Here is a 13,402-nt window from a genome sequence, read left to right as displayed (position 1 = left end):
CGCCTGACGGCGGCGCGTTCCCGGGACCTTGCGGTCTTCGTCCGTCCTGACCGGGACGCGGCGCGCCCCCGGGCCCCGAACCCGAACCGCCATCCGCAACGGAGAGCCTTATGGGTGGATACATCCTGAAACGACTGGTCTCGGCGGTGCCCGTGCTTCTGGGCATCACGGTGATCGTGTTCCTGATCATGGCGATGATCCCCGGAGACCCGGCGACGGCGATCCTTGGAAGCTATGCCACGCCCGAGAATGTCGAACGGATCAACCGCGACCTTGGCTTGGACAAGCCGCTGGTGGCGCGGTATTTCATCTGGCTTGGCAACATGCTGACCGGCGACTTTGGGCGGTCGTTCTCGTTGAACCGACCGGTGCTGGACGAGGTGCTGGACCGCTTCGGTGCGACGCTGGTGCTGGCGGGGACCTCTTTCATCCTGTGCTCGATCCTTGGGATCGTCGCGGGCGTGATCTCGGCGGCGCGGCAATACGGGCTGGCCGACAAGGCGATCACCTTCGTGGTGCTGATCGGCATTTCGATCCCGTCCTTCTTCCTTGGGATGATGATGATCCTTGCCTTCGCGGTGGAACGGCGCTGGTTCCCGGTGTCGGGGATGTACGCGATCTATGGCGGCGGCGATCTGCCGGACCTGCTGTGGCACCTTGCGATGCCCGCGCTGGCGCTGGCGGTGGTGGCGACCGGCGTCGTGGCGCGGCTATCGCGGTCGGCGATGCTGGAAGTGCTGCGGCAGGATTACATCCGAACTGCGCGCGCCAAGGGCGTGCCGGAACGCCGGGTGATCTGGTGGCACGCGCTGAAGGCGGCGATGGTGTCGATCATTCCGGTGCTGGGCATTCAGGCGGGCTTCGTCCTGTCGGGCGCGGTCTATGTCGAGATCGTGTTCCAGTGGCCCGGCGTCGGCCGGATGCTGGTGAACGCGATCCTGCAGCGCGACATCCTGCTGGTGCAGGGCGGGGTGGTCTTCGTTGCCGCCTGCTACGTGCTGTTCAACATCGCCGTCGATGTGGCGCAAAGCCTGCTGGATCCGAGGATCAAGACATGATGCAGTTCCTCAAGCTTCTTGCCCGCAACCAATTGGCGCTGATGGGCGGCATCGTCCTGTCGCTGGTGGTGATCGTGTCGGTGCTGACGCCGGTGCTGCCGTTGCTGCCGCCGGACGTCACCAACACCGCCGACCGCTTCATGCCGCCGTTCTCGGAAGGGCACCTGCTGGGCACCGACCACCTTGGCCGGGACCTGCTGTCGCGCCTGCTGTGGGGCACGCGGCTAAGCCTTGCGGTCGGTTTCGCCGCCGCCGTCGCCGCCGCCGTGATCGGGTCGGCCATCGGCATCGTCGCGGGGTATTTCGGCGGGCGGACGGACAACGTGATCATGCGGCTTGTCGATATGCTGATGGCGTTTCCCTACATCCTGCTGGCGCTGGCCATCGTCGCGGCGCTGGGGCCGGGCCTGCTGAACGCACTGATCGCGGTGGCGGCAGTGAACGTGCCGTTCTTCGCGCGCAACATCCGGGGCATCACCGTAGGGATCGCGCACAAGGAGTTCGTCGATGCCGCCAAGCTGGCCGGGATGGGCCACGGCCGCATCCTTGTGTCCGAGATCCTGCCGAACGTGGTGCCGGTGATCGTGATCGCCATGTCCACCACCATCGGCTGGATGATCCTTGAAACCGCCGGCCTGTCGTTCCTTGGCCTTGGCTCGCAACCGCCGCAGGCGGACCTTGGTTCGATGCTGGGCGAGGCGCGGTCGGCGCTGATCACCAACCCGCATACCTCGGTGGTGCCGGGGATCATGATCTTCCTGATCGTGATGTCGATCAACCTGCTGGGCGACGGCGTGCGCGACGCTTTGGACCCGCGCCTGCGGTCCGGGGCACTGACCCGCCCGCGTCCGGCGACGATGGTGGCGCGCAAGGATGCGCCGCCGAATGGGCCGGGGCGCGGCGTGCTGGATGTCGTCGACCTAGAGACGCAGTTCCATGTCGGCAAGCGGGTGTACCGCGCAGTGAACCAAGTGAACCTGACCATCGCACCGGGCGAATGCCTAGGCGTGATCGGGGAAAGCGGGTCGGGCAAGTCGGTGACGGCGTTGTCGGTGATGGGGCTGGTGGCCTCGCCGCCGGGCGTGATCACCGGCGGCGCGGTGTTCCACGGCGGGCAGGACCTTGTCGGCGCACGGTACGAGACGCTGCGCAAGCTGCGGGGCGACAAGGTGGCCTATATCTTCCAGGACCCGCTGGCGACGCTGCACCCGCTGATGAAGGTGGGGGACCAGCTGGCCGAGGCGATCAGCGTCCACCACAAGGTTGGCCGCACCGAGTTGCGCAAGCGCGCGATCGAGTTGCTGCGGTCGGTGCGCATTCCCAATCCGGAAAGCCGCGCCGACAGCTACCCGCACGAGATGTCGGGCGGGATGCGGCAGCGCGTGGCCATCGCTATGGCGCTGGCGAACGAGCCCGAGGTGATCATCGCCGACGAACCCACCACCGCGCTGGACGTGACCGTGCAGGCGCAGGTGCTGTCGCTGCTGGACGACCTGCGGCGCGAACGCGGCGTGGCGATCCTGTTCATTACCCACGACTTCGGCGTGGTGGCGCAGCTGTGCGACCGCGTGGCGGTAATGTACGCGGGCCGCATCGTCGAAGAGGGGACCACGGACGAGATCCTTGACCGCCCCGCGCATCCCTACACCAAGCGGCTGATGGAATGCGTGCCGGAACTGGGCGAGGGGCGGCGCGAGCTGGCGGCGATCCCCGGGCTGCCGCCGGCAGTGGACAAGCTGCCGCCCGGTTGCGCCTTTGCCCCGCGCTGCCACAAGGCGCGCGAGGAATGTCAGGCGGCGCCGGTCGAACTGAAGACCGACGGCACGCGCGGCGTCCGCTGCCTGTTTCCCGAGGCCGACGTGGTAGAGGTGACCGCATGACCCTTGCCCTGCGACTGGAAAACCTTTCCAAGACCTTCGCCGTCGGCAAACCGCTGATCGGCCCGCCCAAGGCGCATGTGCGCGCGGTGCGGCCCCTGTCGCTAGAGGTGGCGCAGGGCGAGACGCTGGGCATCGTCGGAGAGTCCGGCTGTGGCAAGTCCACGCTGGCGCGGATGCTGGTGGGGCTGATCCCGCCCTCGACCGGGACCATCGAGATCGAGGGCAAGGCGCTGGACAACGCCGACGCCACCGCCTTCGGCAAGCTGATCCAGTACGTGTTTCAGGACCCGATCAGTTCGCTGAACCCGCGCAAGTCGATCCGCAAGATCCTTGAGGTACCGCTGAAGCGCCTGCACGGCATGTCGGCGTCCGAGCGCGAGACGCGCATCCGCGAGATTTTCGACAGCGTGAACCTGCGCGAAGAGTTCCTTGACCGGTATCCGCACGAATTCTCGGGCGGGCAGGCGCAGCGGATCGGCATCGCGCGGGGACTGGCCGCGAACGCGCGCATCCTTGTGCTGGACGAACCCGTTTCGGCGCTGGACGTCTCGGTGCAGGCGCAGGTGCTGAACCTGCTGGCCGCGCTGAAGGCGGAATACGGTCTGACCTACCTGTTCATCAGCCACGATCTTGCCGTGGTCGAAGCGGTCAGCGACCGGGTGGCGGTGATGTATTTCGGCGCCGTGGTCGAGGTGGGACGCGCCGACAAGGTGTTCTCGGCACCGCGACATCCGTACACCAACCTTCTTGCCGGTAGCGCTCCGGTTGTGGGGCGGCCCTTGACGCCGCCCGAGGCAAAGGGCACGGAACTCCCCGACCCCCTGAACCCGCCACCGGGGTGCGCCTTTGCAGCACGTTGCCCGCGGGCCAGTGACATCTGTCGGACAGAAGATCCGGCACTGACGAAGATGGGAGAGGATCAGTTTGCCGCCTGCCACCACCCGCTCGACCCGTGACGCCGCCCCGCAACGCCTAAGCCGGCCGGCTCAGGTCGCGGAAGCGATCAAGTCATGGGTGGTCGAAGCGAACATGAAGCCGGGCGACCGTTTGCCGAACGAGCTGGAGATGATCGAGCGGTTCGGCATGGCCAAGGGCACGATCCGCGAGGCGATGCGCATTCTCGAAGCGCAGGGGCTGGTCAAGACGCGGACCGGCCCGGGCGGCGGCAGCTTCGTGCACGAGGTCAGCGAGGCCCGCGCCCGCGCGTTGCTGGGCAACTACTTCTATTTCAAGGATCTGACGGTCACCGACATCTATCAGCTGCGGCTGGTGCTAGAGCCCGAACTGGCGGCGGATCTGGCGGGGCAATTGTCGGCCGATCAGCTTGCCGCGCTAGAGGCGAACGTGGCGCGCTATGTCACGCCGCCGAAGGACGCCGAGGAAGAGCGGCAGCAGCACATCGCGTCGCTGGACTTTCACAAGCTTCTGGCCAGCTATGCAGGCAACGAGCTTTTGGGCTTTCTGATCGGCTTCATGGCGCAGATGCTGTCGGACCTGACGGTGATGCGCCGTTTGTACGAGCCGCGGAACTATGAGCTGTGGAAGATGGGCACCGATCACCAGATCGAGCTGATCACCGCCTTGCGGCTGGGCGACGGGCCGCGCGCCCGCGCCATCATGCGCGAACACATGGAAGCCGCTCAGGCGTTCATGGTGCGGCAAGAGGCCGAGATGGAGCGTCGCTTCCTCGCCGGGCGCTAGGCCAGCTATACACGACCGGTCCAAAGAGAACGGCCGCCCGGGGGATGATCGGGCGGCCGTCTTGGTTTTCGCGGAAATCCGTTACGCGCCGATCAGGCGGCAGCGGCTTTCTTCTTGCGCATGCGCACGGCGCCCAGGCCGCCGACACCGGCCAGCAGCAGAACAGCCGAGGCGGGCAGCGGAACCGGAGCGGCTTCCAGCGTGACTTCCGCGTAGATGGTCTTCGCGGTGCCGAGGATCAGATCGACGCCCTGATCGAAAACGATCGAGTAAATCCCGCCGTTGCCGAAGTTGAGCGTGAACTCGTTCTGATCCCAGACCAGCGCGCCCAGCGTAATGCTGCCGAAGGCGCTGAGGAACCCGCCGCCGCCGATGGCGGACGCGGCGCCGCCCGGAGACGCAAACGCCAGCGTGGCGTCCACGCCGAACAGGCCCGCTGCGAAGAACGGGTTGTTGGTGTCGGCGGTGATGTCGAAGAATGCGAGGGTCTTCGATTCACCGACACCCAGCGTGAACATGGAGCCCTCAAGGAGCGGGTTCTGCTCGATGGTTACGTCACAACCGACGCAAGCCGAAACGTCGGCCACATCCGTATCCGCGCCGACGATGAAATCGACCGTCGTCGCATAGGCCGTACTGGCCGTCAGGCCGATCGCGAGAACGGCACCTTTACAAACACTTAACAGCTTCATTGTGTTACCCCTCCGCAAGAATATGCGGTCATAGCCTCATGGAGCTTCTTTTTGCCATAGTTCCGACGAATTCGCACCAAGAATAGTACGAAAGGCGGCATAATTTTGACTGTTGTTCCTGACCCGCAAAGAGTTGGCGGCCATCTTCGAAATAGTTCACCTTAGGGAAACTATGCAAATATTCGAAAGTGTTCGGATGCTGCACATGGCAAAGAAAAACAGGTATAATTAACTAATATTGATTAATTTCTTCGGCCGCATCACATTCGCGTGGGGGAATGCTTTTCGCCGTCTTTGGACGGGCCTAGCCCGCACACGAAAACGCCGCCCCGTGACAATCAGGGCGGCGTCAGTCTTGGATCGTCGAATACTTACGAGAACGACTTTTCGATCTTGTCCAGCGTCTGCATCGCAGACAGCACGTCATGCACCGAAGAGTTCGGTTCACGGCCTTCCTTGATCGCCGAGATGAACTCGCGGTCGATCAACTCGATGCCGTTGTTCGACACCGCGACGTCCGACAGGTCGATGGGGTTCTCGTTGCCGTCGAACAGATCGTCGTAGCGGGCGATGTAGGTGCCGTTGTCGCAGATGTAGCGGAAGAACGTGCCAAACGGGCCGTCGTTGTTGAACGACAGCGACAAGGTGCAGATCGCGCCGTTCTCGGCCTTCATGCCAATCGCCATGTCCATCGCGATGCCCAGCTCGGGGTGGTGCGGGCCTTCGAGACCGAAGGCGTCCTTCACCTGACCGCCGGTCTGGTACTGGAACAGGTCGACCGTATGGCAGGCGTGGTGCCACAGCAGGTGGTCCGTCCACGACCGCGGCTCGCCCTTGGCGTTGGTGTTGGTGCGGCGGAAGAAATACGTCTGCACGTCCATCTGCTGAACGGTCAGTTCACCGGCCTTGATCTTGTTATGGATCCATTGGTGCGACGGGTTGAAGCGCCGGACCTGACCGGCCATCGCCAGAACGCCGGTTTCCTTCTGCACCTTGCAGATCTCTTCCGAGTCCGCCAGCGAGTCCGCCATCGGGATCTCGATCAGCACCGGCTTGCCCGCCTTCATGCAGGCGATGGCCTGTTCGGCGTGGATCTGGGTGGGGGTGGCAAGGATGACGGCATCGACATCGTCACGGGCCAGACATTCGGCCAGATCGGTCGAGGCATGGCCGATGCCCTTGTCGGCGGCCAGCTTCTCGATCTTTTCCTTGGTCGGGCCCATGACAGAGGTCACGGTGACCTCGTCGATGGCCGACAGGGCGTCGAGGTGTTTCAGTCCGAAGGCCCCGTAGGCGCCGGCGACACAGATACGCATGGGGATGGCTCCTTTGCGTTGTTCAGAAAAAGGCCGCCCCTGTCGCGGGGACGGGGCGGCCGGGATTCACGGAAGGGCCGCGGCGATCAGGCCGCGACGTTTTCCAGGATGATGTGGCCGACCGCGGTGTTGGACGCCGGGACGTGGTAGTGCCGGTGCACTTCCTTCACCTCGTCGTTCAGCGCACCGCGCATGACGTGCCACATGACCATCTCGACGCCTTCCGAACCCGCTTCACGCAGGTAGTCGACGTGGGGCATCTTCGACAGCTTGACCGGGTCTTCGGTCAGCATGTCGAGGAACATCGTGTCGAACTCGGCGTTGATCAGGCCAGCACGCTTGTACTGCAGCTGGTGGCTCATGCCGCCGGTGCCGAAGATCATCACGTCCAGATCTTCCGGGTAGCTTTCGATCGCCTTGCGGATCGCCTTGCCCAGCTGGAAACAACGGTTGCCGGTCGGGGCAGGGTACTGCACCACGTTCACCGCCAACGGGATCACAAGGCACGGCCATTCGTCCTCGGGCGCGACCTCGCCGAACATGACCGACAGCGGGACGGTCAGGCCGTGGTCGACCTCCATCTCGTTCATGATGGTCATGTCGAATTCGTCAAGGATCAGCGACTGGGCGATGTGGCTGGCCAGCTTCTGGTGGTTCTTGACGACCGGCACCGGGCGCGGGCCCCAGCCTTCGTCTGCGGGCTGGAATTCCGCCGCCGCGCCAAGCGCGAAGGTCGGAATGCAGGACGCGTCGAAGGCGGTGCAGTGGTCGTTGTAGACAAGGAAGATGACGTCCGGCTTCTTTTCCTTCATCCACTCGCGGCTGTACTGAAAGCCGTCGAACACGGGTTTCCAGTACGGCTGGTCGGTGATGCCGGTGTCCATCGCCACGCCGATGGCGGGCACGTGGGAGACACCCACGCCTGCAGTGATACGGGCCATTAGTCTTTGTCCTCCCACTCGGATTTATAGCGGTTGCCCTCGGGCGACCGGCCGCCGTTCAGCATCATCTCGCGGTAGGCGTCGACGCCCATACCCGTCATCAGGCCTGCGAGGTTCTGGAAGTTGATGCCGTCGTTCGCGGCCAGCTTCGAGGTGTAGTAGATGTTGCCGCCCAACTCGAGCAGGCGGTTCCATTCACGCTTGAGCACGGCATCGCGCTGCTCTGGCGTCATCGGATAATTGTCGAGGTACTTTTCTTCGTCGGCGTTGAACGCGTCCCGGTTCTTCTGCAGGCGCAGAGAGATGCAGAACTGGTTCAGGTGATAGCCTTCGCGCGAACGGTCCGCGTCGAAGACGAACGTGCCGGGAATGTCCTCGTAGTCCTTTTCAGGCATTCCTTCCTCCCAGGAACATGGTGGCGCCGGAACTGGCGGTATGGTCCGTTATGTGGCCGTCGAACGCCGCAGCGCAAGACGCGGGACCAGCCGCCGGCAGGGGGCGTCGCCGTCGATTGACATTGTCTTCCCTCTATCAGCCGGGGCGCCGGGGCTGTAATTCGAATGCCCGGGGGAATATTGAAAAAAGCTATAATGCGGGGCGGCTGCCTGTGCGGAAATCCGGCGGGCTGGGCCTGTCGCAAGGCGCGGGCGGGGCCGTGGCGGATGGTCAGCCCTGCGGCGCCTCGGCCGGTGTATCTGAATAAGGGTCCGGCGCGCGCGACGCGGCGGCCGCAGCGGCGGCGCGGCGCAGAAGGTCCATGAATTCGGCCTGCGCGACGGTCGGACGCCAGTCGGCGCGATAGGTCAGGCCGATACCGCGCGCGTTGTTCTGCAGCGGGATCGGCAACGGCTTCAGGTGGCCGGACGCCTCTTCGACGCTGATCTGGTGGCGCGAGATGATGGTGACGTAAGGCCCCTGCGCCAGCAGCCCCCGCAGGAACACCAGCGAAGAGGACACCACCCGCACGGGCGTGATGTTGCGGTCCTGAAGGCGCAGGGTCTCGTACAGATAGCCGCCCGCAGGCGTTTCGCGCGGGGGTGCGACCCACGGAAAGCGCAGGGTGTCCTCGACCGTGGGGGACGGTAGGTCGAACAGCGGGTGCGACGGGTGCGCCACCAGCGCCAGCGGATCGTCGAACAGGGGTTCCTGCACGACATCCTCGGCGGGGACCGGATCGCGCAGGGCGCCGATGATGCAGTCCAGTTCGCCCTCGCGCAGGCTGCGCAGAAGCTGCGGGAACCGGCCGTCGACCACGCGGATCTGCATCCGGCCCGACCGCCGCACCATCGCATCCACGGCGCGAGGCACGATAGACGTCCGCGCCAGCGGCAGCGATCCGATCGAGAAGGTCCCGGCCTGCGTGCCAAGGGCGCGGCCGATCTCCTCGATCCCCTGCCGGATCTCCGCCTGCGCGAGTTTCGCCCCCAGAACAAAGGCTTGCGCGGCGGCGGTCAGTTCGACCCCGACGGCGGTGGCGGTGAAGAAGGTCAGGCCCGACAGCGCCTCGAGATTGCGGGCGGTGCGGTGGATCGTGGGCTGCGAGACGCCAAGATCACGGGCGGCGACGGTGAAGGACCCGGCATTCGCGATCGAGATCAGCGCCCGCAACTGCGCGGCGGTGACCAGCCGGTCGAAGCCCGCGTTGCGCGCGGTGGCGCCGCCCTCGCTGCGGCCTGATTTCAGCGCCTCGCGCGCGCCGCGTTCCAGATGCGCCAGCGCGGCGCCGACGCGGCGGGCGAAGGCGGCGCCCTCGGGGGTGGGGGTCAGTTCGCGGGTGCGGCGGATCAGCAGCTGGGTGCCAAGGTCCTTTTCCAGCCCCGCGATGGCCTGCGTCGCCGCCGGTTGCGACAGGTGGCACCGCCCCGCCGCCACCGACACCGACCCGGCGCGCACCGCCTCGGCCAGCACGCGCATGTGTCGGATGTTCGGAAAATCGGTGGTCACGGACGGTCCCTCGGACGCGCGGACCGGCAGGTCCGCAAAGAAAAACTGATGAGGGGTATAGACAGAACTTATCCCCGCAGCTTCATTCGAAATAGGCTTTCGGAGGCCGGTCGGCAATAAGGGCCGCGTTCGAACACCGGAGGAGCACCCATGTCCGACAAGAAGACGGCGCTGGTCATCAGCGCGCATTCCGCCGACTTCGTCTGGCGCGCCGGCGGCGCCATCGCGCTGCACCAGTCGAAAGGCTACGACGTCACCGTGGTCTGCCTGTCCTACGGCGAGCGCGGCGAAAGCGCCAAGCTTTGGAAGCAGGAAGGCATGACGCTGGACAAGGTGAAGACCGAGCGCCGCAAGGAGGCCGAGAACGCCGCCGCCGCGCTGGGAATCAACGACATCCGCTTCCTCGACCGTGGCGACTATCCGCTGGATCTTGGCCGCGAGACGGTCGACATGATGGTCGACATCATCCGCGACGTTCAGCCGAAGTTCATGTTCTCGCATTCGAAGTGGGACCCGTACAACACCGACCACATGCGCACGACCGACTTCGCGCTGGAAGCGCGCATGGTCGCGCAGGCGTGGGGCCACAACCCCGGCCAGAAGGTCCTTGGCGCGCCGCAGCTCTACCTGTTCGAGCCGCACCAGACCGAACAGATGAACTGGAAGCCGAACGTCTTCCTCGACATCACGCCGGTCTGGGACAAGAAATGGGCCGCGATCCAGTGCATGCAGGGCCAAGAGCACCTGTGGCACTTCTACGAGAACGTGGCCGAGAACCGCGGCAACCACTTCCGCCGCAACTCGGGCGGTCAGTCCGGCGGGCGCGACTGCCGCTACGCCGAGGGCTTCGAGGCGATCTTCCCGCGCACGGTGGACGAACTGGAATGAGCTATCAGCCCGGAACCATGGGCGTCGTCGTCCAGAACGTCGAACGCGCCGACCAGTCGATCATCGACGGCCTTGCCGAATGCGGCGTGGCCACCGTGCATGAAGCGCAGGGCCGCAAGGGCCTGCTGGCGTCCTACATGCGGCCGATCTATCCCGGTGCGCGCATCGCGGGGTCGGCGGTGACGCTGCTGGCGGCGCCGTGCGACAACTGGATGATCCACGTCTGCATCGAGCAGCTGAAGGGAGGCGACATCATGGTGCTTGGCACCACGTCGCCGTCCGACGCCGGGTATTTCGGCGACCTGCTGGCGACCTCGGCGATGGCGCGGGGCTGCAAGGGCCTGATCATCGACGCGGGCGTGCGCGACGTGCGCGACCTGACCGAGATGGGTTTCCCGGTGTGGTCCAAGGCGGTCTGCGCGCAGGGCACCATCAAGGAAACCGTGGGCTCGGTGAACGTGCCGGTGGTCTGCGCCGACGAGATGGTCAATGCGGGCGACATCATCGTGGCCGACGACGACGGTGTCTGCGTGGTTCGCCGCGAGGAAGCCGCGTCGGTGCTGGAGAAATCCCGCGCCCGCGAGGCCGCCGAGGAAGAGAAGCGTGTGAAGCTTCGCAACGGCGAGCTGGGGCTGGACATCTACAAGATGCGCGAACGGCTGGCCGAGAAGGGCCTGAAGTACGTGTGATCCGGGTTCGCCGCCTTTGGGCGGCGACCGGGGCGGGGGGCTTTGCCCCCCGGACCCCCCAAGGTACTTGGAAAGAGAAGAAGCGGGAGGGGGATCGCCGGTCCGCGACGCGGCGGACCGTCTCGGGGGACCATCCGAGGCGGGACCGGGCGGAGCCCCGGTGGACGAATGGGTCGAGGAGAGACGGATGACTGACGGCGTGCGCTGCATGTGGATGCGGGGCGGGACCTCGAAGGGCGGGTATTTCCTGGCCGATGACCTGCCTGCCGACGCGGGGGAGCGCGATGCGTTCCTTTTGCGGATCATGGGGTCGCCGGATGTGCGGCAGATCGACGGGATGGGCGGATCCGATCCGCTGACGTCGAAGGTCGCGGTGGTGAAGCGGTCCGAGCGGGACGGGGTCGATGTCGACTATCTGTTCCTGCAGGTTTTCGTGGACAAGCCGATCGTCACCGACGCGCAGAACTGCGGCAATATCCTTGCCGGTGTCGGGCCCTTCGCCATCGAGCGGGGGCTGGTCGATGCGCAGGACGGCGAGACGCCGGTCGCCATCTTCATGGAAAACACCGGGCAGGTCGCGGTCGAGGTGGTGAAGACCCCCGGCGGCGTCGTGTCCTATGCCGGTGACGCGAAGATCGACGGCGTGCCGGGAACGGCGGCGCCGGTGCCGTGCGAGTTCAAGGACACCGCCGGGTCGTCCTGCGGCGCGCTGCTGCCCACGGGCAATCCTTGCGATACCGTCGAGGGTGTCGAGGTCACGATGATCGACAACGGGATGCCCTGCGTGGTGATGCGGGCCTCGGACATGGGGATCTCGGGCGAGGAGACGCCGGAGGAGCTTGAGGCGAACGAGGACTTGCGCGCCAAGCTGGAGACGATCCGGCTGGCCTGCGGGCCGATGATGAACCTTGGCGACGTGGCCGAGAAGTCGGTGCCGAAGATGACGATGGTCAGCGCGCCCCGGAACGGCGGGGCGATCGCGACGCGCACGTTCATCCCGCACCGCTGCCACAAGACCATCGGCGTGCTTGGCGCGGTCTCGGTCGCGACAGCCTGCCTGACCGAGGGCTCGCCCGCCTATGACCTTGCCGCGCGCGGCGAGGGGGCCGAGCGGACGCTGTCGGTGGAGCATCCCACCGGCGAGATGAGCGTCGTGGCGAAACTGGATGACAGCGGCGCGGTCGCCTCGGCGGCGATCCTGCGGACCGCACGGAAACTTATGGACGGAGAGGTGTTCGCATGAGCGACGAGGTACAGGTGATGGATCCCGACTGGCTGGTGTTCCATCCGAACCCGAAGAAACCCGATTTCAAGCTGCCCGAAGGCGCGGTGGACGCGCATTGCCACGTCTTCGGCCCGAAGGACGAGTTCCCCTTCGCGCCCGAGCGCAAGTACACGCCCTGCGACGCGGGCAAGGACCAGCTTTACGCGCTGCGCGACCATCTCGGGTTTTCGCGCAACGTGATCGTGCAGGCGACCTGCCACGGCAAGGACAACCGCGCGATGGTCGACGCCTGCCGCACTGCGGGCGATTTGGCGCGCGGCATCGCGACCGTCGGGCCGGACATCACGATGGAAGAGCTGGAAGAGATGGACGCGGCCGGCGTGCGCGGCGTGCGGTTCAACTTCGTCAAGCGGCTGGTGGACTCCACGCCGAAAGAGGTCTTTCTGGGCATCGCCGAGAAGATCGCCAAGCTGGACTGGCACATCGTCGTCTATTTCGAGGCGCAGGATCTGGAAGAGCTGATCCCGTTCCTCAAGCAGCTGCCCACCGTCATCGTGGTCGACCACATGGGCCGGCCCGACGTGTCGAAGGGCGTGGATCACCCGGACTTCCAGCGTTTCGTGCAACTGATGGAAGACGTGCCGACGATCTGGTCCAAGGTGACCTGCCCGGAACGGCTGTCCGAGGACGGGCCGGACACCGGCTATGCCGACGTGATCCCCTTCGCGAAGCTGATCGTCGAGACGTTCCCCGACCGCGTGCTGTCCGGGACCGACTGGCCGCATCCGAACATGAAATCGCACATGCCCGATGACGGCGTGCTGGTCGATTTCATTCCGAAGATCGCGACCACGCCCGAGTTGCAGCAGAAGCTTCTGGTGGACAACCCGATGCGGCTGTACTGGGCGCGCTGATCCGGCGCGGTCCGGTTCGCGAACAGGTTTGGCGGGGCGTCGTGGCGAAGGCTGCGGCGCCCCGTTCGCGTTCCGGGCGTGTGTGCCCACCTGACGTGCAGGCAGCGCACGGAAAGGTGAGCGCGCGGCGTCCAAGGCGTTGTCGTATTTGGGA

General features: G+C 65.6%; 13 protein-coding genes. 8 read left to right on the top strand and 5 right to left on the bottom strand.

Going from position 1 to position 13,402, the window contains the following annotated elements; translation table 11 throughout:
* The first annotated feature begins 110 nt into the window (after positions 1-110).
* The 4 genes from P1K30_RS19780 to P1K30_RS19765 are packed head-to-tail and all read left to right on the top strand — an operon-like array spanning position 111 to position 4,639.
* Complete coding sequence (locus P1K30_RS19780; protein WP_275634505.1) at positions 111-1,058, top strand: ABC transporter permease; 948 nt, start codon at positions 111-113, stop codon at positions 1,056-1,058.
* On the top strand, positions 1,058-2,938 hold the full coding sequence (locus P1K30_RS19775) for a dipeptide/oligopeptide/nickel ABC transporter permease/ATP-binding protein (protein ID WP_275634510.1): 1,881 nt from the start codon (positions 1,058-1,060) through the stop codon (positions 2,936-2,938). The genes P1K30_RS19780 and P1K30_RS19775 overlap by 1 nt, the downstream gene beginning before the upstream one ends.
* Positions 2,935-3,894 carry an ABC transporter ATP-binding protein gene (locus P1K30_RS19770; RefSeq protein WP_275634504.1) on the top strand — a complete coding sequence of 320 codons (960 nt, stop codon included), beginning with the start codon at positions 2,935-2,937 and terminating at the stop codon, positions 3,892-3,894. The genes P1K30_RS19775 and P1K30_RS19770 overlap by 4 nt, the downstream gene beginning before the upstream one ends.
* Positions 3,863-4,639, top strand: a complete 777-nt coding sequence (locus tag P1K30_RS19765; protein ID WP_275634503.1) for a FadR/GntR family transcriptional regulator — start codon at positions 3,863-3,865, stop codon at positions 4,637-4,639. Before P1K30_RS19770 ends, P1K30_RS19765 begins: the two co-directional genes overlap by 32 nt.
* Positions 4,640-4,731: 92 nt before the next feature.
* Here the strand turns inward: P1K30_RS19765 and P1K30_RS19760 are convergent, their stop codons facing one another.
* From P1K30_RS19760 to P1K30_RS19740, 5 genes are all read right to left on the bottom strand, one after another.
* Entirely contained in the window at positions 4,732-5,331 is a 600-nt protein-coding gene (locus P1K30_RS19760; protein ID WP_275634502.1) for a VPLPA-CTERM sorting domain-containing protein, read from the bottom strand.
* 371 nt (positions 5,332-5,702) lie between these two features.
* Positions 5,703-6,647, bottom strand: coding sequence for a Gfo/Idh/MocA family oxidoreductase (locus P1K30_RS19755; protein WP_275634501.1), 945 nt, complete (start codon positions 6,645-6,647; stop codon positions 5,703-5,705).
* 86 nt (positions 6,648-6,733) lie between these two features.
* Positions 6,734-7,588 (bottom strand): class III extradiol dioxygenase subunit beta, encoded by an 855-nt coding sequence (locus P1K30_RS19750; RefSeq protein WP_275634500.1) that lies wholly within the window; start codon positions 7,586-7,588, stop codon positions 6,734-6,736.
* Positions 7,588-7,983 (bottom strand): protocatechuate 4,5-dioxygenase subunit alpha, encoded by a 396-nt coding sequence (gene ligA / locus P1K30_RS19745; protein WP_275634499.1) that lies wholly within the window; start codon positions 7,981-7,983, stop codon positions 7,588-7,590. Before ligA ends, P1K30_RS19750 begins: the two co-directional genes overlap by 1 nt.
* Positions 7,984-8,254: 271 nt before the next feature.
* Positions 8,255-9,532, bottom strand: coding sequence for a LysR family transcriptional regulator (locus P1K30_RS19740; protein ID WP_275634498.1), 1,278 nt, complete (start codon positions 9,530-9,532; stop codon positions 8,255-8,257).
* A 150-nt stretch (positions 9,533-9,682) separates the two neighbouring features.
* Here P1K30_RS19740 and P1K30_RS19735 point away from each other — a divergent pair, with 150 nt between their 5' ends.
* The 4 genes from P1K30_RS19735 (at position 9,683) to P1K30_RS19720 (ending at position 13,248) form a co-directional block, all read left to right on the top strand.
* On the top strand, positions 9,683-10,420 hold the full coding sequence (locus P1K30_RS19735; RefSeq protein ID WP_275634497.1) for a PIG-L deacetylase family protein: 738 nt from the start codon (positions 9,683-9,685) through the stop codon (positions 10,418-10,420).
* Entirely contained in the window at positions 10,417-11,109 is a 693-nt protein-coding gene (locus P1K30_RS19730) for a 4-carboxy-4-hydroxy-2-oxoadipate aldolase/oxaloacetate decarboxylase (protein WP_275634496.1), read from the top strand. Before P1K30_RS19735 ends, P1K30_RS19730 begins: the two co-directional genes overlap by 4 nt.
* 187 nt (positions 11,110-11,296) lie before the next feature.
* On the top strand, positions 11,297-12,352 hold the full coding sequence (locus P1K30_RS19725; RefSeq protein ID WP_275634495.1) for a 4-oxalomesaconate tautomerase: 1,056 nt from the start codon (positions 11,297-11,299) through the stop codon (positions 12,350-12,352).
* Positions 12,349-13,248 (top strand): amidohydrolase family protein, encoded by a 900-nt coding sequence (locus tag P1K30_RS19720; protein WP_275634494.1) that lies wholly within the window; start codon positions 12,349-12,351, stop codon positions 13,246-13,248. The genes P1K30_RS19725 and P1K30_RS19720 overlap by 4 nt, the downstream gene beginning before the upstream one ends.
* The last annotated feature ends 154 nt before the right edge of the window (positions 13,249-13,402 follow it).

It is taken from the genome of Psychromarinibacter halotolerans, from assembly GCF_029168315.1.
In the GTDB taxonomy this organism is placed as follows: Bacteria; Pseudomonadota; Alphaproteobacteria; order Rhodobacterales; family Rhodobacteraceae; genus Psychromarinibacter; species Psychromarinibacter halotolerans.
Note: the sequence above shows the minus strand (reverse complement) of the source record. Positions and strands in the feature narration are given on the sequence as shown.